Raw genomic sequence first — 23,680 nt, 5'->3', positions numbered from 1 at the left:
CTACCCACCTCCTTGTGGGCGATTACCTCCTCCACAACATGTCAGTTGAGATAGTCGACAAAATTCTCGGCGCAACAGACGAGCACGAACTTCCCGTTGGGATTCGTCAAAACGATGTTCCGCTGTCCAAGGCGACAGAGTTTGCAGCTTACATGGACGAGATTTTCATTCTGGACGAGAACTGCGAATACGAAGTTGGTTATTCTTCAGACCGACGATCAGCGAACAACATGTCGAGCATTGACGGAAATTGGGACGAACACAGTTACAATCGCCAACCGCACCGCAAGCGGCAAGTATTCGCCGAGGGTCCTGGGACAATGCGCCGAACGCTAGTACAAGCCAGTCACCGGGAACATCGCCAAGGGGCTGGCATCCGGCCTGAACCGAGGGAGATACAGATGTGGTACTTGGACGAGTACGAGAAAGAATCTGAGCTCCTTAACGTGAGCTACCCGCTTCAGGGCACAACCAACGAGACTATAAAAGAGCTGATGGGAATCGGAGTTCAAAGCGCGCCGATCGAAGCCGCGATGCACGAGGTTGCGCAAGAGGACTTGGGAAAATTCGCGAAATGTATTGATGGCGAACTCTCCATCGACGTCAACTGTACATATTTCGTCGGCTTCTTCGCAGACTGAGTCAGCGAGCAGTCATGTAATACTGCGAGAATTCGACGTCGTCATCAAACGGCCCGACATACGTAGAACACGACACCGCGTTCGATATTGGAAGGACTCATGTGCACGAACAGGCAGTAATTTCGAATTGACCACAGAGTTCAATCGGCCGCGAGTCGCTCGGGATCGATGCGCGGTGAATCCTGCCCGCTGGATTTGTTGACCGCGTACGTCACTCCCCACAGGACGACACCGATCAGGAGCATGAAGCCGGCGATCTTGTATTGGATCATCTGCGCGTCGGTTCTGGCCCACGGTCCTACGAGGAACAAGCACAGCGCTGCCCCGGTAACCGGTACCCATACCGGGGCCCGGAAGAAGACCTTGTCCGCGCGTTGCTTGAGCACCAGGCATGCAACGTTGACCACCGAGAACACCCCGAGAAGAAGCAGACCGGTGGTTCCCGAGAGCGCACTCACCACCGAGTTTCCGGACAGGCGGTTGACGACAACGATCAGGCCCACTGCCATCACGGTGGTGAAGAGAATCGCGGCCCACGGGGACCGTCGACCGGGCAGAACGGCACCGAGCGAGACCGGCAGAACCTTCTGTCTTGCCAATCCGTAGATACACCGGCTCGCCATCAACATGTTGATGAGTGCGGTGTTCGCCACAGCGAACACCGTCATGTAGGGGAAGATCTCGTCGATCGGGAGACCGGGTGCGCCGGTACGCACCACATGGAGCAGAATTCCCTCGCTTCCCGAGTCGTAGTTCAACGGCAGGACTGCGATCACCGCGACAACGACCAGTACGTAGATCAGACACGCGATCGCAAGTCCGGACAACATCGTCTTCGGAAAGATCTTCTGGGGTTCCTTTGTCTCCTCGACCATGTTCACCGAGTCCTCGAACCCGACCATCGCGAAGAACGCGATCGTCGTGGCGATCGTGACCGCGATGAACATTCCCTTGTCGTTCTGGTCTTGGAACACGACGAGGTTGGCAATGTCTCCCTCGGCGCTCCCCTGCCCGACTGCGACGAATCCGATGACGATCACGATCGCGAGGGCCGCCATTTCGATGGCCGTCAGTACGACGTTGAACTTCACCGATTCGCCGACGCCCCGCAGGTTGATCGCGGCCAGGAAACCCATGAAGAGCACGGCGACGACGAGTTGGGCCGTCGAGCCGGTCGGGATGTCGAACCAACCGAGACCGTCTGCCTCACTGAAGGTTTCGTGAAGTCCCGCGAGTAGATTCCCGGCGACGACGTTGGAGGAAGTAGCGGCACTCGTGATACCCGAGCAGATGACAGCGAAGGCCACGATGAACGTGGCGAAGTGGATGCCGAATGCCTTGTGGGTGTACAGCGCTGCGCCGGCTGCCTGGGGATACTTCGTGACGAGTTCGAGGTACGAGAACGCTGTCAAAGTGGCTACGACGAACGCGAGAACGAACGGTACCCACGCGATACCACCGACGTTCTCGATCATGTTCCCGGTGACTGCATAGACGCCTGCGCCCAGAATGTCCCCGACAATGAACAACAAGAGCAGTCCTGGTCCGAGGACCCGCTTGAGCTCATGAGATTCCGGCTGCGTGTCGACTTGGTCGTGCGCTACGTCTGCCATCGTGACCTCCACGGTCGTGCATCCGGTTCGAGCGTCTCTGTTGGTGCAGCGTAAACCTGTTCTTTGCTTTCGGCACGGGTTACCACAGCACATCCGCACCGACGAAACACAAAACGGGCGTGGGTTCCATGAAGGAACCCACGCCCGTCAGTGCGGTGTGGTGAAGCCTGAAGGCCTCAGATCACCAGGAGCTCTTGCGAACTCCGGGAAGCTCTCCGGCGTGTGCCATCTCGCGCACGCAGATTCGGCAGAGGCCGAACTTGCGGAACACCGAGTGGGGACGGCCGCAGCGGTTGCAGCGAGTGTATGCACGCACCGCGAACTTCGGCTTCTTGTTGGCCTTGTTGACCAATGCCTTCTTCGCCATGGACTCAGTTCTCCTTGAACGGGAAGCCGAGGTGCTTGAGCAGCGCGCGGCCTTCTTCGTTGTTGGTTGCGGTGGTTACTACGGTGATGTCCATGCCGCGCGGACGGTCGATCTTGTCCACGTCGATCTCGTGGAACATCGACTGCTCGTTGAGGCCGAACGTGTAGTTTCCGTTGCCGTCGAACTGCGTGCCCGAGAGGCCGCGGAAGTCCCTGATTCGGGGAAGGGCAATGGAGACCAGACGGTCGAGGAACTCCCACATGCGGTCGCCACGGAGGGTGACGCGTGCGCCGATGGGCATTCCTTCGCGTAGCTTGAACTGCGCGATGGACTTGCGTGCCTTACGGATCTCCGGCTTCTGGCCGGTGATGGCAGCGAGGTCGGCAACTGCACCGTTGATCAGCTTGGCGTCACGGGCGGCGTCGCCGACACCCATGTTGACGACGACCTTGACGATGCCGGGGATCTGCATGACGTTCTCGTATGCAAATTCGGTGTTCAGGGCGTCTTTGATCTCGGCGCGGTAGCGCGCCTTGAGGCGGGGCTGTGCGCCCGCGATGTTTTCGGTGGTAGTCATCTCAGATGTCCTTCCCGTTCTTGCGGGAAACACGAACGCGCTTGCCGGACTCTTCGTCGGTCCGGTAGCCCACACGAGTGGGGTTTCCGTCCGAGTCGACCACTGCAACGTTCGATACGTGGATCGGGGCTTCCTGGGTGACGATGCCGCCCGAGGATGCGCCACGCTCATTGGCGGAGACCGCGGTGTGCTTCTTGATGCGGTTCACACCCTCGACCAGAACCTTGGAGTCAGCGGGGTAAGCCTGAATGACCTTGCCCTTGGCACCCTTGTCCTTGCCTGCGATCACGAGAACGGTGTCGCCCTTGTGCACCTTCATTTACAGCACCTCCGGGGCGAGCGAGACGATCTTCATGAACTTCTTCTCACGCAGCTCACGGCCGACCGGGCCGAAGATACGAGTTCCACGGGGATCGTTGTCCGGCTTGATCAGCACCGCAGCGTTCTCGTCGAAACGGATGTACGAGCCATCCGGACGGCGACGCTCCTTGATGGTGCGGACGATGACGGCCTTGACGACCTCACCCTTCTTGATGTTTCCACCGGGAATGGCGTCCTTCACCGTAGCTACGATGATGTCGCCGATTCCGGCGTAGCGACGTGACGAACCACCGAGAACGCGGATGCAAAGGATTTCCTTCGCGCCCGTGTTATCAGCGACGCGTACTCGCGACTCCTGCTGAATCACTAACTTCTCCTTGACCTGGATGTACGTACGTGCCGGATTTCCGTCCCGACACGCGCGGTCGGCTGCCGAGAGCGGGCGCACGAAGACACACCGCTGCCACAGGCAACCGGTCAAGTGTAGGGGAACCGATACCCGGGATCCAAATCGTCGCCATACGCTGTCGGTCGTTGCCCGCGAACTCGGAACCCTCGGTACGGTTTCGGAGATGGGACATCTTCGGAATCGGGCGCCGCGGTGACGTCGACGGGCGACACCGGCTGGTGGTCGAGTCTGCCTCGGGACCGGGTCGTCCGAATCCACGGGGCCACCGAACGCGAGCTTGCCGAATCCGTGAACCCGCTGCCCTCGGGCGCGCCCGCGATCGTGTTCTTCGCGGTCGATCCCACGACGAAAAATCGCGCCGCTGACCTCGTCGCTGCGGTGGTCACCGAATTGGAGAACGCGGCGGTCGACTCGGTTCCGCTGTGGCTCACAGAGTTCGACCACCACGCAGGTCCGTCCACGTTAGAGCGCCGCGCCGCGCGCGCTACAGCCGTTCGGCTCGCCGCCGACACCACGCACTTCAGTCCGTACGTCGGGACTCTCGCGGACGCAGCCGTCGCGGGACGGCCGCCGCGGCGAACCGCATTCGCCCTCGAGACCCGTGCTGCGGGGTCGGCACGGATGCTTGCCTCCGCGCAACAACGAACCACCACTGCTCTGGTGTTGGTCGTGCCGGCCGAGGTGGATGCCGGAGTCGTCGGGACAGCCGCGGAATGGTTGTGCAGCAACGCGGGGACGGCCATGTGGGTGACCGGCGACGGGGCGTCGAACATGGATCGATTCCCGTCGGTTGCGGTACGCGCGCCGGCAGTACCCGGTGGCGTCAGCACCGTCCTCGATCGTTTCCGGCCACTCAGCTATCCGCCGATCGCGGGTCACCCGCACCCGGCGAGCGACCCGGAGAAGCGTCTGTACCGCGCGCTCGACGTCCATGATTGGGCCACCGGGCGTGAGCACAACCGCTCGATCCGACTCGGCGAGCTGACTCGACCGTTCACCGTCGACGTACTGTGGCGCACCGAGAAGGTCGTCGTGGAGATCGACGGTAACGAGCATCGCGCCGCCGACCGTTTCGCCGAAGACCGCGTTCGCGACAACCAACTGCAGACGCACGGCTACATGGTGTTGCGCTTCACCAACGCTCAGGTGATCGACGATCCGCAACGTGCGGTCGCTACCATCCGCGAGGCAGTGTCGAGCAGACGATCGAAGGGGGATCCTCGATGAGTACCGAAGACCTGAACGGTACCGAGGCAGCAGTGCTGCTGGTACTGATGGCCGAGGCAAGTCCGGTGAAGAACAGTGAGCTGAAGGCGCTTGGGCCCGAGCTCGCGAAGCCGTCGCGCGACAAGCTGAAGAGCTCCGGGCTGATCGAGGTGAATTCTTCCGTACGTCCGATGACACTCGAACTCACGGACAAGGGATGGCGGATCTGCGGAGAACTCATCGGGGGTGAACCACCGACTCGATCCACCGGAGCAGGAAAAGCCATGTTCACAGTGTTGGCCGGGTTACGTCGGTGGCTCGATCGCACCGACAGCCGCCCTGCGGATGTGTTCTCGGCCCGCGGAGACGAGCCTGCACCCGCCGACAAGGCCGAGACGACCGGCGACATCGAAGCCGCGATTCGCGCAGCGTACGCCCGGCTCGCCCGCGAACCCGGCAGCACCGTGCGACTCTCGCGACTGCGAAACGAGTTGCGCGACATACCGAGAAGCGATCTCGACGATGCTCTCGCGCGCCTGCGTCGTGCGGCAGACGTCTCGCTGATACCCGAGGAAAATCAGAAGACACTCACCGACGAAGAACGCGCCGCGGCCGTCGTCGTCGGAAATCAGCAGAACCACCTTCTCTCGATCGAACCATGATGGGCGTTGAGTCGACGATGACGGACAACGAGCAGATCCGAGCTCTCGAATCGGTGCGGCTGAGCTGGGCACCGACCCCCGACGACGTGTGGCGTTCGCAGTCCAACGTGCATGTGCCGGGGATGCACGAGCGTGTGTTCCTCGAAGTCATGAATGCCTACGACGACGCGGAGGCGTCGGATGACGCCAGCCCGTTGGGCGTGGTCGTTCGTGGGCCCGCGGGTTCGGGCAAGACACACCTGCTCGGCCAGGTGCGCGAGGAAGTGCAGCTCAAGGGCGGGTACTTCTTCCTGATCAGGTTGCTCGACGCCGCGGGTTTCTGGCGCTCGACGCTCATGGGCATGCTCGACGACCTGATGCGTCCGTCCGGACGCGGATCCGACAGCCAGCTCGGACTGCTCCTGCGACGCCTGTGCGAGGTCGGCGACATGTCCGACGACCAACGCGCAAAGATCATGGGCGAGAACATGATCGACGCGGAAACTCTGAACGGCTTCGTCACCGCGGTGTACAAGGTCCACCCCCGCCACCGCCGTACGTCGCAGCACACGCTGCGCGCGCTGGTGTTGTCCATCGCCCCCGATTCGGCCGTGCAGGATCTGGGCGACGCGTACCTGCAATCCATCGACGACGTCGATCCCGACGAGTTCTCCGCCTGGGGCATTCGCAGGGCCGAGCTCGGCCATCAGGGAATTGCAGAGAACATCTCTCGTCTCCTCGCCATCACCGGACCGACGATTCTCGCGATCGACCAGATCGACACACTGGTTGCGCAGTCTCGAACCGGCTCGGATCAGGAGTTCGCCGATGCGCAGGAAGACAAGGTCGTCGAACAGCTCGCGCATGGTTTGATGTCGTTGCGCGAGACGCTCCCCCGCACTGCCTCGGTGCTCTCGGCACTGTCTAGCGCCTGGGAGCTGATCGCTGCGCGCGGAGTTGCGCCCATGCGTGACCGCTTTCGAGTCACCCAGTCTCTCAAGCCGATTCCGTCGTCGGACATCGGTCGTCTCCTTCTCGGCCGACGCCTGGCAGCATGCTTTCTCGAAGCCGGTTTCGTTCCGCCGCACCCGACGTGGCCGGTCGCTCCCGACGCATTCGAGCAGGCTCCGGATTTCACACCGCGGCAGCTCCTCATCGCCGTCGACCGCCACATCAGGCACTGCCTCGACACCGGCGTCGCGTCGGAACTCGTCACCTTCACCGACAAATCCGGCCCGGCGGACACGTCGGAGCTTCCCAAGGCGCGGGTCAACGAACTCGATGCGCTCGACGACCGGTACAAGCAACTGCTCGAACAGGTCGACGTCTCCATTCCGCTGGCACCCGACAGTGAGGACTCGATCGTTCCTTCGCTGCTGTCGGCGGGATTGACCGCGTGGATTCACGAACATCAGTCTTCCGACGACAGCCTGGCGCAGGACCCACCACCGAGCGGCAAGCCCGCCTTGCACGCCCGGCTTCGCCACACCGTCGACACCGATACCGACGACGAGGAGCACTGGTGCTTCCGCGCGGTCACGTCCGGCAATGCCCGGGCGGCACTGGCCAGAGTGGAGCGCGCGGTCACCACGGCGGGCCTACGCATCGATATGCCCAAACGACGCCTGATTCTGATCAGGAACGACCCGTGGCCGAACGGCGCGAAAACAGAGCAGACGATCGCAGCGTTGCATCGTGCCGGGGGCATCGTGGTGCCCTTCAGCGACGGGGACCGCAGGGCGTTGGCAGCGTTGTCGATCTTGTTGGCCGAGAACTCTCCCGCGCTCACGTCCTGGTTGCTCGCCCGCAAGCCTGCACACGATGTGAAGCTGTTCGCAACGGTGCTGCCGGCAGTGAGTGTCGTCGACGACGACACTGCACTGATCGAACCCGAAACGCCCACCGCCGCTGCGGAACCCGTCACGTCGCGCCGGCCGTCCATCGTGGTGGGTGCGGAACTGAGCACCGGGGCTGACGTCGCCATACCGCTCGAGGCGCTGCGCAAGCACACCGCGATCTTCGCCGGATCCGGGTCGGGCAAGACGGTACTGATCCGCAGACTGGTGGAAGAATGTGCCTTGCAAGGTGTTTCGGCGATCGTGCTGGACGTCAACAACGACCTGGCGCGACTCGGCACCGCGTGGCCCGAGGACGAGCGCACCTGGCCACCGGGTGACGAAGCAAAGGCGACTGCGTATCTGCGCGACACCGACGTCGTGGTGTGGACGCCGCGCAAGTCGGCCGGCCGTCCGCTGAGCTTTCAACCTCTTCCCGACTTCGCCAGCGTCGTCGGCGACGCGGACGAGTTCGAGGCGTCGGTCGAGTCCGCATTGGCCTCGCTCGAACCGGCAGCGGGTGTCCTCGGCACGTCGCAGAAGGCCAAACACGGACGGGCAGTGCTGAAGTCGGCACTCGACCAGTTCGGTCGACGTTCGCGCGGTGGTGATCTGGCCGACTTCATCGACCTGCTCGAAGAATTCCCCGAGGACGCGAGCGAGATGCGCGATGCAGTGCGTATCGCTGCCGGTCTCGCAGAGAACCTCAAGGCCGCCACCGCGAACGATCCGATGTTCGCCGGAGCGGGTACGCCGGTCGACCCGGCTGTCCTGCTCACTCCGGCCGAGGGCAAGAAGGCAAGGGTGTCGGTGATCAACCTGGCCGGACTGACCACCGACGAACAGAAGCAGAGCTTCGTCAATCAACTGCAGATGGGGTTGTTCGCCTGGATCAAGAAGAACCCGGCGGGCGACCGGCCGCTCGGTGGTCTGTTCGTCATGGACGAGGCGCAGAACTTCGCTCCCTCGGACCGCACCACCGCGGCCACGCACAGCACGCTGGCACTGGCGTCGCAGGCACGGAAGTACGGCCTCGGTCTGGTCTTCGCAACGCAAGCCCCGAAGGGTCTGCACAACCGCATCGCGGGCAACGCGGCGACTCAGTTCTACGGCCTGCTGAACAGTCCGTCTCAGGTCGAGGCGGCGAAGGAGATGGCGCGGGTGAAGGGCGGTTCGGTTCCTGATGTCGGACGCCTCCCCGCCGGTCAGTTCTACGCGGCGGTCGAAGGTGCCGAGTTCCGGCGTACGGCCACTCCCCTGTGCCTGTCCTACCATCCGAAGAGTCCCCCCACCGAAGAAGAGGTCATCGAGCTGGCACGGCGGCCCTGACGGCCCGACAGTGGCACACTGAACGAGATGAACGCCCTCGCTCGCGGGGAGAACTGCCCCGCCCCGGCCGGTCCCCTGATGGTGACGCTCGCGGCAGCGACTTCGGTCGACGTCTCGGCGCTGCTTCTCGGGGCGGACGGGCGCGTGCGTTCGGACGCGGACTTGGTGTTCTACAACCAGCCCGTCGCCCCCGGCGTCGAGTATCGCCGCACGCCCACCGGTCACCTGCTGATGTTCGACGCCACCGCCGTCCCCCACGACGTCGAGACCGTTGTGGTCACGGCGTCGCTCGATGGAACCGGGCCTGCAACGTTCGCCGCCGCGGGACCGCCTTCGGTGACGGTCTCGGATGCGTCGGGCACGGACTTGGTCGGGTTCACTGCCGACGCACTCGGCGACGAGAGCGCACTGGTGTGTCTCGAGTTCTACCGTCGCGGCGAGCAGTGGAAGATCCGCGCCGTCGGGCAGGGGTACGCCGACGGCCTGGCCGGGTTGGCCACGGCATTCGGAATCAGTATCGAGCAGGACGAGCAGACGCCTGTCTCCCCTACCGAGCCCCCAGCACACATTCCCGCACCACCAGTGGATACACCTGTCCAGCAAGGAGTTCTGGCCATGAGAAGCGAACTGTTCGCACCCGCTCACGCCGAAGTGCCGGGTTCTGGAATTCAGAAACAGGGCAGCAAGATGTGCCGCGTCGGGATGAACGGCGATGTGATGGCGCGTGCCGGGTCGATGGTGGCCTACCAGGGCAATCTGCAGTTCGAGGCCAAGGGCTCCGGGGGCATCGGCCGGGCTCTGAAACAGGCACTCTCCGGTGAGGGCGTCCCTCTGATGAAAGTGACGGGCCAGGGTGATCTCTTCCTCGCCAACGCCGCTCAGGACGTTCACCTGATCGACTTGGACGGCTCCGACGGCCTGACCATCAACGGTGCCAACGTTCTGGCCTTCGAGTCCTCACTGAGCTACGACATCAAGCGTGTGCAGGGTGCCGCGGCGGGCGGCAACGCCGGGTTCTTCAACTGTGTGTTCACCGGGCGCGGGCGGATCGCCATCACCACCGACGGCGTTCCGGTGGTGTTGAACGTCGATCAGCCGACGTTCGCGGATCCGCAGGCGGCGGTCGCATGGTCGTCCTCCCTGCAGACGCGGGTCAAGAAGAACGATTCGTTCGGTCTCGGCACCCTGATCGGACGAACCACCGGGGAGCGGTTCACTCTCGAATTCGCCGGCCAGGGATTCGTCGTCGTTCAGCCTTCGGAGCAACCGCCGGGCGGGTTGATCGGCGGCAGCGGCAGCGGTGAACAGGCAGGAGTCGGCGGGGCGCTCGGCGGCTTGCTCGGGAGGTGACCGACGGTCACAGGAACAGCGTCCGGTAGCGAATCGAGCCTTGCAGGTGGCCGACGAGGATAGCGACGTACCCGACCCACTCGCCGTGAGTCGTACCCGACAGTCGCTGCGGTACAAGCGGGTTGGATGCTGCAATCAACAGCAGAAACCGCGCTGTCGAGCGCACCGAACTTCGACGGAACCCGTAGTCGCGGAAGCCGACGTAGAGTTCCACATTGCCGATCGCATAGCGCCGAACCTGAGAGAAAAATGCTGCCAGCGTCGGCCGCATGCGGTAGTCCACCACAGCGAGGGCGGCATGGCTGAGCCTCCAACCTCCGATGCACACGCGCCACGAAAAATCGACGTCTTCGCCGCCGAACCGCATCGATGTGTCGAATCCTCCCAGCGCATCCACGACGTCGGCCCACACTCCGAAGTTGCTCCCGGGTGCGAACGGCAAGAAGCGTGTCTCGAACAGCCCCTCGGAAGGCACGAACGACCTCCAGGAGTGCTGGACGGGTTCGTTGATGACCGACGTGTCGAGCGAACCGCTCACGAGGTCGGCGTGCTGTGCACTCAGAACCAAGTAGTGCAACCAGTCTTTGCGAACTACATCGTCTGCATCGCAAAAAGCCAAGAATTCTCCTGTGGCGTTCCTGACGCCCATATTGCGCGCGTGCGAGGCCCCCTGAATGTCATCGGCCAGAACGTAGTTCACCCGAACTCGATCACCGGCTTTTCTGCGGTCGAGGACCTCCACCAGGTTGTCGGTAGACCCGTTGTCCGACACCAGTATGTCGAATTGCCCTGTGTAGGACTGGTTTTGCAGAGCATCGAGCTGGGTGCCGATGGTATGCGCCCCGTCTCTCACGGGCACGATCACAGTTACCGACGCCGGACGCTGCCGAACGACCGAGTTCGCAGAATCGAGCACACCTACAGATAATCAGACGCAGCCGTGACACGAAAATACCCACCCCCAAGATTGGGGGTGGGTATTTTCGAGCACAACGTGCTTACTTGGCCTTTTCGAGAACCTCTACCAGACGCCAGTGCTTCGTGGCGGACAGCGGGCGGGTCTCCATGAGCTGAACGCGATCGCCTACGCCGGCGTCGCCCTTCTCGTCATGTGCCTTGACCTTGGTGGTGCGACGGATGATCTTGCTGTAGAGGGGGTGCTTGACCCTGTCCTCCAGCTCGACCACGATCGTCTTCTCCATCTTGTCGGATACGACGTAGCCGATCCGAACCTTGCGGTTGTTGCGTTCTTCAGTCACAGTCTTTTCCTCGCTCATGCTGCGTCACCTGCTGTGTCCTCGGAAGGACCAGAGGCCAAGCCGAGCTCGCGCTCACGCAACACCGTGTAGAGGCGTGCGATTTCGTGGCGCACTACGCGCAGGCGACGGTTGTTGTCCAACTGTCCGGTCGCCATCTGGAAGCGAAGGTTGAACAGCTCTTCCTTCGACTCGCGCAGCTTGTTGACCAATTCTTCACCGGTGAGCTCGCGGAGCTCTGCGGCTGGGGTTCCGGTAGCCATCAGAACTGCTCCTCCCGGGTGATGATGCGTGCCTTGATGGGCAGCTTGTGGATGGCGCGAGTCAGTGCCTCACGCGCGACGGTGTCGTCCGGGTACGAGAGCTCGAAGAGCACGCGGCCCGGCTTGACGTTCGCAATCCACCACTCGGGCGAACCCTTACCGGAACCCATGCGGGTCTCGGCAGGCTTCTTGGTGAGCGGGCGGTCCGGGAAGATGTTGATCCAGACCTTGCCGCCACGCTTGATGTGGCGAGTGATCGCGATACGAGCGGCCTCGATCTGACGGTTGGTGATGTAGGCGGGCTCGAGAGCCTGGATGCCGTATTCACCGAATGTCACCTGAGTTCCGCCCTTGGCGGCACCCGAACGCTTCGGGTGGTGCTGCTTGCGGTGCTTGACCCGGCGGGGGATCAACATGCGTCAGCCCTCCTGAGTGGGTTCGACCTCGGCCGGAGCCTCGGTTGCGGATGCCGCGCGGCCGGCCTCGGTGCTGGTCGCCGTGGTGCCCGAAGCACCGCTGCGACGCGGACGAGTCGGACGCTCGCGACGGGGACGGTCTGCACCGGCGGCCGGAGCCGCAGCGGCAGCGAGTTCACGCCGTCCGCCGACGATGTCGCCCTTGTAGATCCAGACCTTCACGCCGATGCGGCCGAAGGTGGTCTTGGCCTCGTACAGCCCGTAGTCGATGTCTGCGCGGAGCGTGTGCAGGGGAACGCGTCCCTCGCGGTAGAACTCCGAGCGAGACATTTCAGCGCCACCGAGACGGCCGGAGCACTGAACACGAATGCCCTTGACGTTCGGCTGACGCATGGCCGACTGGATGGCCTTACGCATTGCGCGACGGAATGCAACGCGGTTGCTGAGCTGCTCGGCAACACCCTGGGCCACGAGCTGAGCCTCGGACTCGGCGTTCTTGACCTCGAGGATGTTGAGCTGGACCTGCTTGCCGGTCAGCTTCTCGAGTGCTCCGCGGATGCGGTCGGCCTCGGCACCACGACGACCGATGACGATGCCCGGACGTGCCGTGTGGATGTCCACGCGAACACGGTCACGGGTGCGCTCGATCTCGACCTTCGCAATGCCTGCGCGCTCCATGCCGGTGGCAAGAAGCTTGCGGATCTCGACGTCTTCCTTGACGTACTCCGAGTACTGCTTGTCTGCGTACCAGCGCGACTTCCAGTCAGTGGTGATACCCAAGCGGAAGCCGTGCGGGTTGATTTTCTGACCCACTACTGAGCCCCTTCCTTGGACGCCTGGCCCTTACGACGGTTGCGAGACGTTCCGCCGGTCTTGGGCAGGCTTTCGACGATCACCGTGATGTGGCTGGTGCGCTTGCGGATCCGGAATGCCCGGCCCTGAGCGCGCGGCTGGAATCGCTTGAGGGTTGCACCCTCGTCGACGAATGCAGTGGCGACGATCAGCGTGCTGGGATCGAGATCCAGGTTGTTCTCGGCGTTGGCTGCTGCGGACGCGATCACCTTGGCGACCGGCTCGCTCGCTGCCTGCGGCGCGAACTTGAGGATGTTGAGCGCGTCCTCGACGGAGCGCCCACGAACCAGATCCACGACGCGACGTGCCTTCATCGGCGTGACGCGAACGTGCTTCGCTACGGCCTTGGCAGTCGGATTGGCGGTGGGGGTGAAGTTGGTCATCGCCTCTTCGCCTTCCGGTCGTCCTTGATGTGACCCTTGAACGTGCGGGTCGGTGCGAACTCCCCGAGCTTGTGACCGACCATGGAGTCGGACACGAACACCGGTACGTGCTTGCGACCGTCGTGGACGGCGAAAGTGTGACCGATGAAGTCGGGCAGGATTGTCGATCGACGGGACCAGGTCTTGATGACCTGCTTGGTTCCCTTGTCGTTCTGGACGTCAACCTTCGCGAGGAGGTGATCGTCTACGAACGGGCCTTTCTTCAGGCTGCGTGGCATTCTGAACTCCCTCCTAGCGCTTGTTCTTGCCGGTACGACGACGACGGACAATCAGCTTGTCGCTCGCCTTGTTCTTGCGGGTACGGCCTTCCGGCTGTCCCCAGGGGCTGACCGGGTGGCGTCCACCGGAGGTCTTGCCCTCGCCGCCACCGTGCGGGTGGTCGACCGGGTTCATCACGACACCACGAACGGTCGGGCGCTTGCCCTTCCAGCGCATGCGGCCGGCCTTGCCCCAGTTGATGTTCGACTGCTCGGCGTTGCCGACCTCGCCGACGGTTGCGCGGCAGCGCACGTCGACGCGACGGATTTCACCGGACGGCATACGCAGCGTGGCGTAGGGGCCTTCCTTGCCGAGGAGCTGAATGCTCGCTCCAGCGGAGCGGGCCATCTTTGCGCCACCACCCGGACGGAGTTCGACCGCGTGGATGGTCGTACCCGTCGGGATGTTGCGCAGGGGCAGGTTGTTGCCGGGCTTGATGTCGGCATTGGCACCCTGCTCGATCGGCGATCCCTGGGCGATGCCCTTGGGTGCGACGATGTAGCGCTTCTCGCCGTCTGCGAAGTGCAGCAGTGCGATGTTCGCGGTGCGGTTGGGGTCGTACTCGATGTGAGCGACCTTGGCCGGCACGCCGTCCTTGTCGTTGCGACGGAAATCGATGAGACGGTACGCGCGCTTGTGACCGCCACCCTTGTGCCGGGTGGTGATGCGACCGTGTGCGTTACGTCCACCGCGACCGTGCAGCGGGCGGATCAGCGACTTCTCGGGGGTCGAACGCGTGATCTCAGCGAAATCGGACACGCTGGAGCCACGACGGCCCGGGGTTGTCGGCTTGTATTTACGGATTGCCATGAGTCTTCTCGTCCTCTATATCCGAAGAGTCCCAGTCGCTTACGCGACCGGACCTCCGAAGATCTCGATGGGCTTGCTGTCGGCGGAGAGCGTTACGAGCGCGCGCTTGGTGTCCTTGCGCTTGCCGTAACCGAACCGGGTCCGCTTACGCTTGCCCTGACGGTTCATCGTGTTGACGCTGGTCACGGTGACGTCGAAGATCTTCTCGACGGCAATCTTGATCTGCGTCTTGTTCGAGTCCGGGTGCACCAGGAACGTGTACGTGCCTTCTTCGATCAGTCCGTAGGACTTCTCGGAGATGACCGGTGCCAGCAAGATGTCGCGGGGATCGGCGATCGTGGTCACTTGCTTGCCTCCTCGTTCTTTGCAGGCCCAGCGATGAAGGAGTTCAGCGCTTCCACGCTGAAAACGACATCATCGGCGTTGAGCACGTCGTACGTGTTGAGCTGGTCGGGTGCGATGGGGTGCACGCCGTCCAGGTTCTGGACGCTCTTCCAGGCTGCGATGTCCTCGCGGCCGACGACGAGCAGGACCTTCTTGCGGTCCGAGATCTCGGCGAGGAACGTCTTCGCGCCCTTGGTGGACGGAACCTGTCCGGCCACCAGTTCGGTGATGACGTGCAGACGCTCGCTACGGGCCCGGTCGGAGAGGGCTCCGCGCAGTGCGGCGGCCTTCATCTTCTTGGGGGTCCGCTGGCTGTAGTCACGCGGCTGCGGTCCGTGGACCGTGCCACCGCCGACGAACTGAGGAGCGCGGGTCGAGCCCTGACGGGCGCGGCCGGTGCCCTTCTGCCGGTACGGCTTCTTGCCGCCGCCGCGAACCTCGCCACGAGTCTTCGTGGAGTGGGTTCCCTGACGAGCAGCTGCCAGCTGTGCGATGACGACCTGGTGCAGCAGCGCGATGTTCGCCGGTGCGTCGAAGATCTCCGCGGGGAGATCTACGGTGCCGTTGGTCTTGCCGCCGGCTTCCTTCACATCGAGCGTCAGCTTGGTCTCGGTGTTCTTCTCGAGGCTGGTCATGCTCGTGCACCACCCTTCAATGCAGACTTGACGATCACGACGTTGCCGCGACGGCCCGGGATCGCTCCCTTGATCAGCAGCAGACCGTTCTCGCTGTCCACCTTGTGGACCGAGAGGTTCTGCGTCGTGACGCGGTCGCCACCCATACGTCCGGACATGCGCATTCCCTTGAAGACGCGACCGGGCGTTGCGCAGCCACCGATGGATCCGGGGCGACGGTGCACAGCCTGTGCACCGTGGCTCGCACCCTGACCCTTGAAGCCGTGACGCTTCATGGTTCCGGCGAAGCCCTTGCCCTTGCTGGTGCCGGTGACGTCGACGTATGCGCCGTCCTCGAACACTGCAGCGGTGAGCTCCTGGCCGACCTCGAACTGCGAGGCGTCGGCAACGCGAATCTCCACGATGTGGCGACGCGGCGTGACGCCTGCCTTCTCGAACTGGCCGGTGGTGGGCTTGTTCACCTTGCGCGGGTCGATCGCACCGAATGCGACCTGGACGGCGCTGTAGCCGTCACGTTCCTGGGTGCGGACCTGGGTGACCACGTTGGGGCCTGCCTTGATCACGGTCACCGGAACGACGCGGTTGTTCTCGTCGAAGACCTGGGTCATTCCGAGCTTGGTGCCCAGAATTCCTGTTGCAGGCCGGTTCTTGTTATCAGTCATCGTTGTCTCCGCGCTCACTGGATGTTGACGTCGACACTGGCCGGGAGGTCGATGCGCATGAGCGCGTCCACCGTCTTCGGTGTCGGGTCGAGGATGTCAATGAGCCGCTTGTGAGTACGCATCTCGAAGTGTTCGCGCGAGTCCTTGTACTTGTGCGGCGAACGGATGACGCAGTACACGTTCTTCTCTGTCGGCAACGGCACCGGTCCGACGACGCGGGCACCCGTACGGGTGACCGTTTCGACGATCTTGCGCGCTGACGCGTCGATCGCCTCATGGTCGTAGGCCTTGAGCCTGATGCGGATCTTTTGTCCCGCCACGCTTAGTGTCCTTTTCTTGCCGCTTGGTCGTAGAACGGGCCGTTCGGCCTGCTCCACCTCGTCTGCACAGTCCCCGAGCCGGTGGAAGACCTCCGACTCGAACTGCCTTCGTGCACACACGACAGTGAAAAACGTTGACGACCAGGCGTGGCCTGTATCCGTTGCCGCTCTTCATCTGTCATGGTTCTCCGGTCCACGCGGTCGGGCGTGTCGCGATTCCGCTCATTCTTCTGCGCTGAAACTTTCGTCTCAACCATCCGAATCGAACGAAACCCGCACCGATCGTGCGCTGGTGGTCCGAACGCGCTCACGTGGAGCGCTGGTCTCATGTCTTGCTCAGCCGACCTGTCGATCGACTCACCTGTTTCAGGCCGCACGCATGCGCGTCCCGTGTCCAGGCAACCCGACCAGTATGCCGCAGACCGGGCAACAGATCAACTCGGGGTCCGCCGATGACGATCGCGGGACCTTACCGAGCAGTAAGGTAGCCCAATGACCACTGTCGAGAACACCACCGGCGCTACCTATCGCGCCTGGTCGAAGCTGCCCAACAACACTATAGGGTCCACTCTGTTCTCCGTCGGCATGTGCCTTCGGGTGCCGTACTTCGCGTCCGTCCTCCCTCGGGTCGTTGCGCTCGAGCCGGGCCGCTGCGAGGTCACCGCCCCGAAATGGTTCGGGATTCGGAACCACCTGGGAACTTTCCACGCCATCGCTGCCTGCAATCTCGCAGAGGTCGCGATGGGGATGCTCGCCGAGGCAACCGTGCCCATTTCCCACCGCTGGATTCCCAAATCCATGGACGTCCGTTACCTGACCAAGGCCACCACATCGCTGCGCGCGGTGGCAGAACTCGACGTGATCCCCGACTTCGGAACCGTCACCGACGGCCTCGACATCGTCGTCCCGGTCTCGATCAAAGACACCGCGGGTATCGAGGTGGTGCACGCGGACATCACGATCTGGGTCTCCGCCGCAACCCGTTGACATACTCGAGCGATGAACTCGGTGGCGCGGTCGGAGTCGGACTCGGTAGTGGTGGTGGGAGGTTCGGGAGCCGTCGGGCGGTTGCTGGTGGACCTGCTGCGCGCGGACGGCGTGCCCGTGATGGTCGTCGACGTGCACGCGGGCTCGCCGGCCGGTGGCTCGGCGGTGACCGTCGGCGACATCACCGCGCCGGACGACCGAGTCGCGTTGCTGCTGGCACGGGCGGCCACGGTGATTCTGACGGTGCCCGAGTCGGTGGCACTGGCTGCGGATCTGTCCGCTGTGAGCCCCGATGCGCTCGTGGTGGAGACGCTGTCGGTCAAGTCCGGCTTCGCGAGCCATCTCGAGAACATTCGGCCGGTGGGTGCCACCGTCGGCATCAATCCCATGTTCGCTCCGGCGCTGGGAATGGACGGACGGCCCGTGGCGGCCGTCGTGCATCGGCAGGGCACTTCAGCGGACGACTTCCTGGACAGGATCACGCGGTGGGGTGGTCGCGTGGTCGTACTCGACGCCGCACGTCACGACCGCCTCGCTGCGGCGACGCAAGCACTGACCCACGCCAGCGTCCTGGCGTTCGGCCTGGCATTGGCCGAACTGGACCTGCCGTTCGTCGACATCGACGCCGTTGCTCCTCCCCCGCACGCAACGATGCTCGCGGTCCTCGCGCGCATCACCGGCGGTGAACCCGAGGTGTACTGGGATGTCCAGGCAGGTAATCCCCACGCCGCCGATGCCAGGGCCGCGCTGCACAGAGCGACGCAGAAGCTGAGCGAGACGGTCGACTCCGGTTCCGAGGCCGAGTTCGCACGGATGCTGACCCAGGCCGAAGCCGCTCTGGGCGGGAGCGGCGACCGATATCGGGCCGTGTGCGCGGAGATGTTCGGTATCGTTCGAGGCAGCAGTGGCAACCGATGACCACGGTTCGAGCGAACGTGGAAGCGAGGCGCACGATGTTGGAACAGCCGTCGTTGCCGGAGTTCGACTCCGACGATGTGGTGGAAAGTGCCGTCGTCGCACGGTTGGCGAAGAACTGGGCGCAGCGGGCGACCGTGAAGAAGCCCGAACCCGAGCTGGACGACCTCTTCGACACGGCCAAGCAGGATTTTCCCGACGCTCTGATCCCGTTCGGCGAGCACGACACCTTCACCGGCGCGACTCCCGAACAGCAGGATCGACTTCGGGCGTGGGGCTGGATCGCATTCAACAAGAACGTGATGGACGTCGAGCAGCACGTCGTGCATCCCGGCTTCGCCCTGCTGGCGCAGGATGTGTTCGAGACCGGAATGGGCGACACCCTGGCGGTGGCGGTGACGCAGGCCATGGTGGACGAGCAGTACCACACGCTGATGCACCTCAACGCGAGTGCGGCTACTCGTCGCGGACGCGGATGGGCCCTGTCGGAACGCGCGCTCCCGTTCAGCTCCACGGTTCGCCGTCGACGTACGGCGCAAGCGACGAGCGAAGACCCGTGGTCGGAAGCGATCAGCTCTCTCGCGTTCATGACGGTCGCAGAGATCTCCATCACGTCGTATCTGGACCTGATCGAGGACGACGACGTCATACAGCCCATCAACCGGGCAACGGTGAAACTGCACAACCGCGACGAGTACTGCCATGCTTCGATCGCCGACGACATGGCCGCGATCGTCTTCGACCGCCTCGGACCCGACGACCGGCAGAAGTTCCTCGACGGGCTCGTCGACGGCATGGACGCGTTCTCGAGCAGCGACTTCTCCACCTGGGCGCGCATTCTCGAACTCGAGGGCGTACAGGGCGGCGACGCGATGCTCGCCGACGTTCAGCAGGACGGATCCCGCCGCGCTCTGGTTCAGGACTACAGCGGGTTGCGATCTCTCTGCCGAAAACTCGGCGTCGAGGACAGTATCGATATCGACTGGGGCTGACTGCGAAGGTCACGCGGAGACCACCCCACAAGTAACGTTCACCGCGAAATCCGCTATCAAGTAATGGCCCTCGACCCCACGGGAGTCATGTCCCACCGTTCACCCCGACAGCTCGGAGATTCGATGTCGTCAGCTCAACACGCAGCCGTACACGTGGAGGACGTATACAAGTCCTTCGGCGATGTGCATGCGCTGCGCGGCATCAGCTTCTCTGCCGAGCGGGGAACGGTGCTGGGCATTCTCGGCCCCAACGGTGCCGGAAAAACAACGACCGTGAAGGTGCTCTCCACCCTGATCGCACCCGACAGCGGCAAGGCCTTCGTGGCGGGCCACGATGTCGCAGCAGACGCTCCCGCAGTGCGCCGCTCGATCATGATGACCGGGCAGTACGCCGCTCTCGACGACACTCTGTCGGGCCGCGAGAACATCGAACTCTTCGGCCGCTTGATGGGTCTGGACAAGAAGGCCGCCAAGGCGCGCGCCAAAGCCTTGCTCGACGAGTTCGACCTCTCCGACACCGGCAAGCGGCCCGTGCGTGGGTACTCCGGCGGCATGCGTCGGCGCATCGACATCGCCTGTGGCTTGGTCGTTCGTCCCGAGGTCGTGTTCTTGGACGAACCGACGACCGGACTCGACCCACGAAGCCGGCAGGGAGTGTGGTCGCTGGTCGAAGCGCTCAAGGCGCAGGGCATCACCGTGCTGTTGACGACGCAGTACCTCGAAGAAGCCGATGTGCTGAGCGACAACATCATCGTCATCGACAAGGGCACCGTCATCGCCGAAGGTACGTCGGACCAGCTCAAGGCCATGACCGGCGGTAGCTACTGCGAGGTCGTTCCCCTCGATCCCGGTCAGCTCCGCGCGGCAGCCGAAGCATTGGGCGACATGGTCCCCGCTGCCGTCCACGCCGAGATCACTGCTGCCTCGGATCGGCTCTCCGTACCTGCACCCGACGGCGCGGCCACGCTGTCGGAGATCCTGCGCCGCATCGATGCCGTCGGAATCGTGCTCGCCGACATCGCCCTGCGGCGTCCGTCGCTCGACGACGTGTTCCTCACCCTCACCGGACACTCGCAGACGAGCACCACACCATGACGGCCACGACGCGAGGCGTATCGAATACGCAGGCGAGGACCGCCGAACGGACCAGCTTCGAATCGACGACTCAGCAGCCGAAGCGGCGGTCGAGGACGAAGCCGTCGGGATTCGTGCAGTGGCAGGCTCTGACCGGGCGCGCACTGTGGACCATGCTGACCAAGGGTGAGTTGTTGGTGGCGGTCATCGCGCCCCTCATCTTCACCGTCGGTTTCTACCTGCCCCTCAAGTTCGTCATGGGCCTGCAGGGCATCGACTACGCGCAGTTCCTCATGCCGATCATCGTGCTGCAGGCCATGGCGTTCACCGCTATCTCGGCTGCACAACGAGCATCGACGGAGGCGATGAGCGGACTCAATTCTCGCTTGAAGACGATGCCCGTTGTGCGCGGTGTCCCGCTGGTGTCGCGAATCTCGAGCGGTGTCGTCCGCTCGCTGGTGTCGCTCGTATCCGCACTTGGCTTCGGTTACGTCATCGGTTTTCGCTTCACCGCGGGATTCGGTCAGGCCCTGCTGTTCTGCGCACTCGCCATGCTGATCAGCACCACGCTGTCGATCGGTGCCGATGCGATCGGGACGCTCTCGAAGAGTCCCGAAGCGACCAGCCAGGTCTTGACTCTCCCGCAGCTCATTCTCGGTATGGCCTCGTGCGGGTTCGTACCAGAGAGTGGTTTTCCGGAACTGATCCGACCGTTCGTGCGCAACCAGCCGATTTCACAGTTCTCCTTTGCGATGCGGGATATGGCCGAAGGCGGAGTCAGCTTCCAGGTGTTGTGGCCGTCGCTCGCTTGGGTGGCCGGCTTGATCCTGTTCTTCGTACCGCTCGCCATCTGGGCGAGCTCCAGGCCAGAGTGACGGGTCCGAGATGACGATGTCAGAAGCGTCAGTGAACACGACCCGCGTGTCCAACTTGACCTTTCCCGAACCGAACCTGGTCCTACGCGAAGGGTCGGTTCGTGCGCTCTGGACCCACAGTCTGATTCAGGCCAAGCGACTGTTGATACGGTGGACGCGCGATCCCTCGACGATGATTCAAGCATTGCTGTACCCCGCGTTGATGCTGGTCATGTTCCGTGTCGTGCTCGGGAACTCGATTTCCTCAGCCACCGGATCGCCGGCGATTTTCGGCCAGGTACCGATGATCGCTCTCGTCGGAGCCATGTTCGGATCAATCGTCAGCGCGGTCGGCCTCAAGGGCGAACGTAAATCGGGTTTGTTGTCCCGCTTCTGGACGACACCCACGCACCGCGCCGCCGGTCTGCTGGGCAGGATGATCGCCGAAGCGGTTCGAGTCCTCGTCACCACCATCGTCATCACCTGTGCCGGTGTGGCCATGGGATTCCGATTCACCCAGGGAATCCCGGCCGGCATCTTGTTGATCTTGATACCAGTTGTATTCGGTATCGGGTTCGCGGTGATGATCACATTCCTGGCCACCGTCGCCGGCGACGCGCCCCTGGTCGAGGTCGTATCCATCTTCGCCACACTGCTCATGTTCTTCAACGCTGGCTTCGTACCCGTGCTCGCGTACCCGCCATGGCTTCAACCGGCCGTCGCGGCACAGCCGATGTCGGTCGCGGTCGAGGCAATGCGCAACCTGGCAATGGGCGGGCCGGTCCTGACGCCGGTGCTGCACACCCTGGCGTGGTCACTCGGAATGGCAGTTGTGTTTCTGATACCTGCCATCCGCGGCTACAAGAAGGCGTCTTCGGATGGCTGAGACGCCCACGCCCTGATGCTTTCGGACCTGACCCCTCCGCTCGGGCTATGCCTTGCGTACCGGCCGTTCGCGATCGGGTGCCAGTATGGAGTGTCGAGCGAAGATCTATCTCGCTCCTCGGCGGCATCGACGACCATTTCGCGGCCGAGTCAGCACGTGGTGGTCAGCTGGCACCTGAAAATCGCACAGCAGGGTTCCCGACATCGGGCATTCAGATGGCCAACAAATCGACCGATGAAGTGATCTCTATCACATCACGGTAGTACGCAACCCGCCTACCAGTAGTTCTGCAATCGCACAAAAGGACGCTCACAGCAGGAATGTTACGGTTTGGTCAACTACCTATTGATGCCGACGTTCTTCGACGCGGCGCTGAATCGGAAAGAGGCCATGGCGATCAGAACCCGAGTCGCGCGAATTGTGGGCGCGCTCGCAGCAACGTCCGCCGTGATTCTCTCCGGAACCCCCCTTGCGTCCGCCGCTCCCACAGCTCCCCCCGGGCCGTTCCCGTTCGTCGAGGGAACCAACGACTTCGGCTGCGTTCCCAGCCCGGAGCATCCCCGGCCCGTCGTTCTGGTTCACGGCACCAAGATGGACGCCACGACGTGGAAGGTCCTGGCTCCACAGCTCATCGAACAGGGCTACTGCGTGTTCGCACCCAATTACGGTGCCGTCGGTTTGCTGTTCGAGCCCGGGAAGGTCGTCTGGGGCTCCGGCGATATTCCGGAATCGGCACGTGAGGTCGGCGGGTTCATCGACAAGGTTCTCGCCGAAACAGGATCGTCGCAGGTCGACATCGTCGGACATTCTCAGGGCGGAACAGTAGCTCGCCAGTACATGAAGTTCGACGGTGGTACCGATCCCGTCGACCCAGCTCGGAACAAGGTCCACAGTCTCGTCACCTTGGGTGCTACCAACCATGGAACGACGTTCGGCGGACTGCAGGAGCTCGCGAAGGTAGTCGACTCGCTGGGACTCCCAGGAGACGCCATCACTCCGTTGACTTGGAACATGGCCGGAGCGCAGCAGCTGGTGGGGTCTCCGGTTCTGGTCAACCTCAATGCCGGAGGTGACGCCCTGCCCGGGGTCGACTACACGGTGATCGCAACTCGCAACGACCAGATTTCGACACCCCCGGATCTGACTTTCTTGCGCTCGGGAGACACCGAGTCGGTCCACAACGTCTGGGTTCAGGATGTCTGCCCCGCTGCAGCGACCAGCCACGTCGGTCTGGTCACCGATCCTGCGCCCAACTACATGGTGTTGTCCGCACTGGACCCCGAGTACGCCGGAACACACGCCGCACCCTGCTGACCGAAGCTCCGGCGTGTCGGCAGAGCATTCCGCGACAAACCAAAACCGCCGGCAGAAGCAGAAGAGGTGT

The 23,680-nt window shown here is 63.3% G+C and carries 29 protein-coding genes; 12 read left to right on the top strand and 17 right to left on the bottom strand.

The features are described 5' to 3' along the window. The first annotated feature begins 14 nt into the window (after window positions 1-14). Window positions 15-641 carry a hypothetical protein gene (locus ACNEOT_RS11120; RefSeq protein ID WP_415974041.1) on the top strand — a complete coding sequence of 209 codons (627 nt, stop codon included), beginning with the start codon at window positions 15-17 and terminating at the stop codon, window positions 639-641. Window positions 642-781: 140 nt separating this feature from the next. Here ACNEOT_RS11120 and ACNEOT_RS11115 read toward each other — a convergent pair whose 3' ends face one another. From ACNEOT_RS11115 to rplN, 5 genes are all read right to left on the bottom strand, one after another. Next, window positions 782-2,254, bottom strand: a complete 1,473-nt coding sequence (locus ACNEOT_RS11115; RefSeq protein ID WP_415974040.1) for an APC family permease — start codon at window positions 2,252-2,254, stop codon at window positions 782-784. A gap of 181 nt (window positions 2,255-2,435) precedes the next feature. Beyond that, window positions 2,436-2,621 carry a type Z 30S ribosomal protein S14 gene (locus ACNEOT_RS11110; RefSeq protein WP_008718273.1) on the bottom strand — a complete coding sequence of 62 codons (186 nt, stop codon included), beginning with the start codon at window positions 2,619-2,621 and terminating at the stop codon, window positions 2,436-2,438. A 4-nt stretch (window positions 2,622-2,625) separates the two neighbouring features. Further along, window positions 2,626-3,198: a 50S ribosomal protein L5 gene (rplE, locus tag ACNEOT_RS11105; RefSeq protein WP_300518520.1), complete on the bottom strand. Its 573-nt coding sequence runs from the start codon at window positions 3,196-3,198 to the stop codon at window positions 2,626-2,628. A 1-nt stretch (window position 3,199) separates the two neighbouring features. Beyond that, a complete protein-coding gene (gene rplX / locus ACNEOT_RS11100) occupies window positions 3,200-3,517 on the bottom strand; it encodes a 50S ribosomal protein L24 (protein ID WP_415974039.1) in 318 nt (105 codons plus the stop codon). After that, a complete protein-coding gene (gene rplN / locus ACNEOT_RS11095; protein WP_032397538.1) occupies window positions 3,518-3,886 on the bottom strand; it encodes a 50S ribosomal protein L14 in 369 nt (122 codons plus the stop codon). It lies immediately after the preceding gene. A 234-nt stretch (window positions 3,887-4,120) separates the two neighbouring features. On the opposite strand from rplN, the gene ACNEOT_RS11090 reads away from it, so the two are divergent. The 4 genes from ACNEOT_RS11090 to ACNEOT_RS11075 are packed head-to-tail and all read left to right on the top strand — an operon-like array spanning window position 4,121 to window position 10,289. Next, window positions 4,121-5,155, top strand: a complete 1,035-nt coding sequence (locus ACNEOT_RS11090; protein WP_415974038.1) for an endonuclease domain-containing protein — start codon at window positions 4,121-4,123, stop codon at window positions 5,153-5,155. Then, on the top strand, window positions 5,152-5,796 hold the full coding sequence (locus tag ACNEOT_RS11085; RefSeq protein ID WP_415974037.1) for a hypothetical protein: 645 nt from the start codon (window positions 5,152-5,154) through the stop codon (window positions 5,794-5,796). Before ACNEOT_RS11090 ends, ACNEOT_RS11085 begins: the two co-directional genes overlap by 4 nt. A gap of 17 nt (window positions 5,797-5,813) precedes the next feature. Continuing rightward, entirely contained in the window at window positions 5,814-8,939 is a 3,126-nt protein-coding gene (locus ACNEOT_RS11080; RefSeq protein WP_415974036.1) for an ATP-binding protein, read from the top strand. A gap of 27 nt (window positions 8,940-8,966) precedes the next feature. Beyond that, window positions 8,967-10,289, top strand: a complete 1,323-nt coding sequence (locus tag ACNEOT_RS11075) for an AIM24 family protein (protein ID WP_415974035.1) — start codon at window positions 8,967-8,969, stop codon at window positions 10,287-10,289. Window positions 10,290-10,296: 7 nt separating this feature from the next. Here the strand turns inward: ACNEOT_RS11075 and ACNEOT_RS11070 are convergent, their stop codons facing one another. The 12 genes from ACNEOT_RS11070 to rpsJ form a co-directional block, all read right to left on the bottom strand. Then, window positions 10,297-11,205, bottom strand: coding sequence for a glycosyltransferase (locus ACNEOT_RS11070; protein ID WP_415974034.1), 909 nt, complete (start codon window positions 11,203-11,205; stop codon window positions 10,297-10,299). 82 nt (window positions 11,206-11,287) lie between these two features. Then, a complete protein-coding gene (gene rpsQ / locus ACNEOT_RS11065; RefSeq protein WP_032397542.1) occupies window positions 11,288-11,566 on the bottom strand; it encodes a 30S ribosomal protein S17 in 279 nt (92 codons plus the stop codon). Further along, window positions 11,563-11,808 carry a 50S ribosomal protein L29 gene (rpmC, locus tag ACNEOT_RS11060; RefSeq protein WP_415974033.1) on the bottom strand — a complete coding sequence of 82 codons (246 nt, stop codon included), beginning with the start codon at window positions 11,806-11,808 and terminating at the stop codon, window positions 11,563-11,565. The genes rpsQ and rpmC overlap by 4 nt, the downstream gene beginning before the upstream one ends. After that, window positions 11,808-12,224, bottom strand: coding sequence for a 50S ribosomal protein L16 (gene rplP / locus ACNEOT_RS11055; protein WP_415974032.1), 417 nt, complete (start codon window positions 12,222-12,224; stop codon window positions 11,808-11,810). Before rplP ends, rpmC begins: the two co-directional genes overlap by 1 nt. A 3-nt stretch (window positions 12,225-12,227) precedes the next feature. Beyond that, window positions 12,228-13,037, bottom strand: a complete 810-nt coding sequence (rpsC, locus tag ACNEOT_RS11050; RefSeq protein WP_415974031.1) for a 30S ribosomal protein S3 — start codon at window positions 13,035-13,037, stop codon at window positions 12,228-12,230. Beyond that, on the bottom strand, window positions 13,037-13,459 hold the full coding sequence (gene rplV / locus ACNEOT_RS11045) for a 50S ribosomal protein L22 (protein ID WP_037188319.1): 423 nt from the start codon (window positions 13,457-13,459) through the stop codon (window positions 13,037-13,039). Before rplV ends, rpsC begins: the two co-directional genes overlap by 1 nt. Next, window positions 13,456-13,737 (bottom strand): 30S ribosomal protein S19, encoded by a 282-nt coding sequence (rpsS, locus tag ACNEOT_RS11040; protein WP_008718309.1) that lies wholly within the window; start codon window positions 13,735-13,737, stop codon window positions 13,456-13,458. The genes rplV and rpsS overlap by 4 nt, the downstream gene beginning before the upstream one ends. Window positions 13,738-13,750: 13 nt before the next feature. After that, window positions 13,751-14,587 carry a 50S ribosomal protein L2 gene (gene rplB, locus ACNEOT_RS11035; RefSeq protein WP_008718311.1) on the bottom strand — a complete coding sequence of 279 codons (837 nt, stop codon included), beginning with the start codon at window positions 14,585-14,587 and terminating at the stop codon, window positions 13,751-13,753. Between the two features lie 39 nt (window positions 14,588-14,626). Continuing rightward, window positions 14,627-14,932, bottom strand: coding sequence for a 50S ribosomal protein L23 (gene rplW, locus ACNEOT_RS11030; RefSeq protein WP_027496310.1), 306 nt, complete (start codon window positions 14,930-14,932; stop codon window positions 14,627-14,629). Continuing rightward, window positions 14,929-15,606, bottom strand: coding sequence for a 50S ribosomal protein L4 (gene rplD / locus ACNEOT_RS11025; protein WP_415974030.1), 678 nt, complete (start codon window positions 15,604-15,606; stop codon window positions 14,929-14,931). The genes rplW and rplD overlap by 4 nt, the downstream gene beginning before the upstream one ends. Then, complete coding sequence (gene rplC / locus ACNEOT_RS11020; RefSeq protein ID WP_415974029.1) at window positions 15,603-16,268, bottom strand: 50S ribosomal protein L3; 666 nt, start codon at window positions 16,266-16,268, stop codon at window positions 15,603-15,605. Before rplC ends, rplD begins: the two co-directional genes overlap by 4 nt. A 14-nt stretch (window positions 16,269-16,282) precedes the next feature. Next, entirely contained in the window at window positions 16,283-16,588 is a 306-nt protein-coding gene (gene rpsJ, locus ACNEOT_RS11015) for a 30S ribosomal protein S10 (RefSeq protein ID WP_003938093.1), read from the bottom strand. 492 nt (window positions 16,589-17,080) lie between these two features. On the opposite strand from rpsJ, the gene ACNEOT_RS11010 reads away from it, so the two are divergent. From ACNEOT_RS11010 to ACNEOT_RS10980, 7 genes are all read left to right on the top strand, one after another. Beyond that, a complete protein-coding gene (locus ACNEOT_RS11010) occupies window positions 17,081-17,575 on the top strand; it encodes a hotdog fold domain-containing protein (RefSeq protein WP_415974028.1) in 495 nt (164 codons plus the stop codon). Window positions 17,576-17,587: 12 nt separating this feature from the next. Beyond that, on the top strand, window positions 17,588-18,493 hold the full coding sequence (locus ACNEOT_RS11005) for a prephenate dehydrogenase dimerization domain-containing protein (RefSeq protein ID WP_415974027.1): 906 nt from the start codon (window positions 17,588-17,590) through the stop codon (window positions 18,491-18,493). 35 nt (window positions 18,494-18,528) lie between these two features. Next, window positions 18,529-19,482, top strand: a complete 954-nt coding sequence (locus ACNEOT_RS11000) for an AurF N-oxygenase family protein (protein ID WP_415975100.1) — start codon at window positions 18,529-18,531, stop codon at window positions 19,480-19,482. Between the two features lie 123 nt (window positions 19,483-19,605). Further along, window positions 19,606-20,577 carry an ATP-binding cassette domain-containing protein gene (locus tag ACNEOT_RS10995; RefSeq protein WP_415974026.1) on the top strand — a complete coding sequence of 324 codons (972 nt, stop codon included), beginning with the start codon at window positions 19,606-19,608 and terminating at the stop codon, window positions 20,575-20,577. Next, entirely contained in the window at window positions 20,574-21,431 is an 858-nt protein-coding gene (locus tag ACNEOT_RS10990) for an ABC transporter permease (protein ID WP_415974025.1), read from the top strand. Before ACNEOT_RS10995 ends, ACNEOT_RS10990 begins: the two co-directional genes overlap by 4 nt. A 10-nt stretch (window positions 21,432-21,441) precedes the next feature. Continuing rightward, window positions 21,442-22,296 (top strand): ABC transporter permease, encoded by an 855-nt coding sequence (locus ACNEOT_RS10985; protein ID WP_415974024.1) that lies wholly within the window; start codon window positions 21,442-21,444, stop codon window positions 22,294-22,296. A gap of 390 nt (window positions 22,297-22,686) precedes the next feature. Next, window positions 22,687-23,610, top strand: a complete 924-nt coding sequence (locus ACNEOT_RS10980; RefSeq protein WP_415975099.1) for an esterase/lipase family protein — start codon at window positions 22,687-22,689, stop codon at window positions 23,608-23,610. Window positions 23,611-23,680: the final 70 nt, after the last annotated feature.

The organism is Rhodococcus sp. 077-4 (genome assembly GCF_047782425.1).
GTDB lineage: Bacteria > Actinomycetota > Actinomycetes > Mycobacteriales > Mycobacteriaceae > Rhodococcoides.
This window is presented reverse-complemented; position numbering and strand designations above follow the sequence as displayed.

What these genes read in the sequence shown, in the direction of transcription:
- ACNEOT_RS11115 (WP_415974040.1), bottom strand. Translation starts at nt 2,254, where the DNA reads ATGGCAGACGTAGCGCACGACCAAGTCGACACGCAGCCGGAATCTCAT.
- ACNEOT_RS11110 (WP_008718273.1), bottom strand. Translation starts at nt 2,621, where the DNA reads ATGGCGAAGAAGGCATTGGTCAACAAGGCCAACAAGAAGCCGAAGTTC.
- rplE (WP_300518520.1), bottom strand. Translation starts at nt 3,198, where the DNA reads ATGACTACCACCGAAAACATCGCGGGCGCACAGCCCCGCCTCAAGGCG.
- rplX (WP_415974039.1), bottom strand. Translation starts at nt 3,517, where the DNA reads ATGAAGGTGCACAAGGGCGACACCGTTCTCGTGATCGCAGGCAAGGAC.
- ACNEOT_RS11085 (WP_415974037.1), top strand. Translation starts at nt 5,152, where the DNA reads ATGAGTACCGAAGACCTGAACGGTACCGAGGCAGCAGTGCTGCTGGTA.
- ACNEOT_RS11080 (WP_415974036.1), top strand. Translation starts at nt 5,814, where the DNA reads ATGACGGACAACGAGCAGATCCGAGCTCTCGAATCGGTGCGGCTGAGC.
- ACNEOT_RS11075 (WP_415974035.1), top strand. Translation starts at nt 8,967, where the DNA reads ATGAACGCCCTCGCTCGCGGGGAGAACTGCCCCGCCCCGGCCGGTCCC.
- rpsQ (WP_032397542.1), bottom strand. Translation starts at nt 11,566, where the DNA reads ATGAGCGAGGAAAAGACTGTGACTGAAGAACGCAACAACCGCAAGGTT.
- rpmC (WP_415974033.1), bottom strand. Translation starts at nt 11,808, where the DNA reads ATGGCTACCGGAACCCCAGCCGCAGAGCTCCGCGAGCTCACCGGTGAA.
- rplP (WP_415974032.1), bottom strand. Translation starts at nt 12,224, where the DNA reads ATGTTGATCCCCCGCCGGGTCAAGCACCGCAAGCAGCACCACCCGAAG.
- rplV (WP_037188319.1), bottom strand. Translation starts at nt 13,459, where the DNA reads ATGACCAACTTCACCCCCACCGCCAATCCGACTGCCAAGGCCGTAGCG.
- rpsS (WP_008718309.1), bottom strand. Translation starts at nt 13,737, where the DNA reads ATGCCACGCAGCCTGAAGAAAGGCCCGTTCGTAGACGATCACCTCCTC.
- rplB (WP_008718311.1), bottom strand. Translation starts at nt 14,587, where the DNA reads ATGGCAATCCGTAAATACAAGCCGACAACCCCGGGCCGTCGTGGCTCC.
- rplD (WP_415974030.1), bottom strand. Translation starts at nt 15,606, where the DNA reads ATGACCAGCCTCGAGAAGAACACCGAGACCAAGCTGACGCTCGATGTG.
- rplC (WP_415974029.1), bottom strand. Translation starts at nt 16,268, where the DNA reads ATGACTGATAACAAGAACCGGCCTGCAACAGGAATTCTGGGCACCAAG.
- ACNEOT_RS11010 (WP_415974028.1), top strand. Translation starts at nt 17,081, where the DNA reads ATGACCACTGTCGAGAACACCACCGGCGCTACCTATCGCGCCTGGTCG.
- ACNEOT_RS11005 (WP_415974027.1), top strand. Translation starts at nt 17,588, where the DNA reads ATGAACTCGGTGGCGCGGTCGGAGTCGGACTCGGTAGTGGTGGTGGGA.
- ACNEOT_RS11000 (WP_415975100.1), top strand. Translation starts at nt 18,529, where the DNA reads ATGTTGGAACAGCCGTCGTTGCCGGAGTTCGACTCCGACGATGTGGTG.
- ACNEOT_RS10995 (WP_415974026.1), top strand. Translation starts at nt 19,606, where the DNA reads ATGTCGTCAGCTCAACACGCAGCCGTACACGTGGAGGACGTATACAAG.
- ACNEOT_RS10990 (WP_415974025.1), top strand. Translation starts at nt 20,574, where the DNA reads ATGACGGCCACGACGCGAGGCGTATCGAATACGCAGGCGAGGACCGCC.
- ACNEOT_RS10985 (WP_415974024.1), top strand. Translation starts at nt 21,442, where the DNA reads ATGACGATGTCAGAAGCGTCAGTGAACACGACCCGCGTGTCCAACTTG.
- ACNEOT_RS10980 (WP_415975099.1), top strand. Translation starts at nt 22,687, where the DNA reads ATGGCGATCAGAACCCGAGTCGCGCGAATTGTGGGCGCGCTCGCAGCA.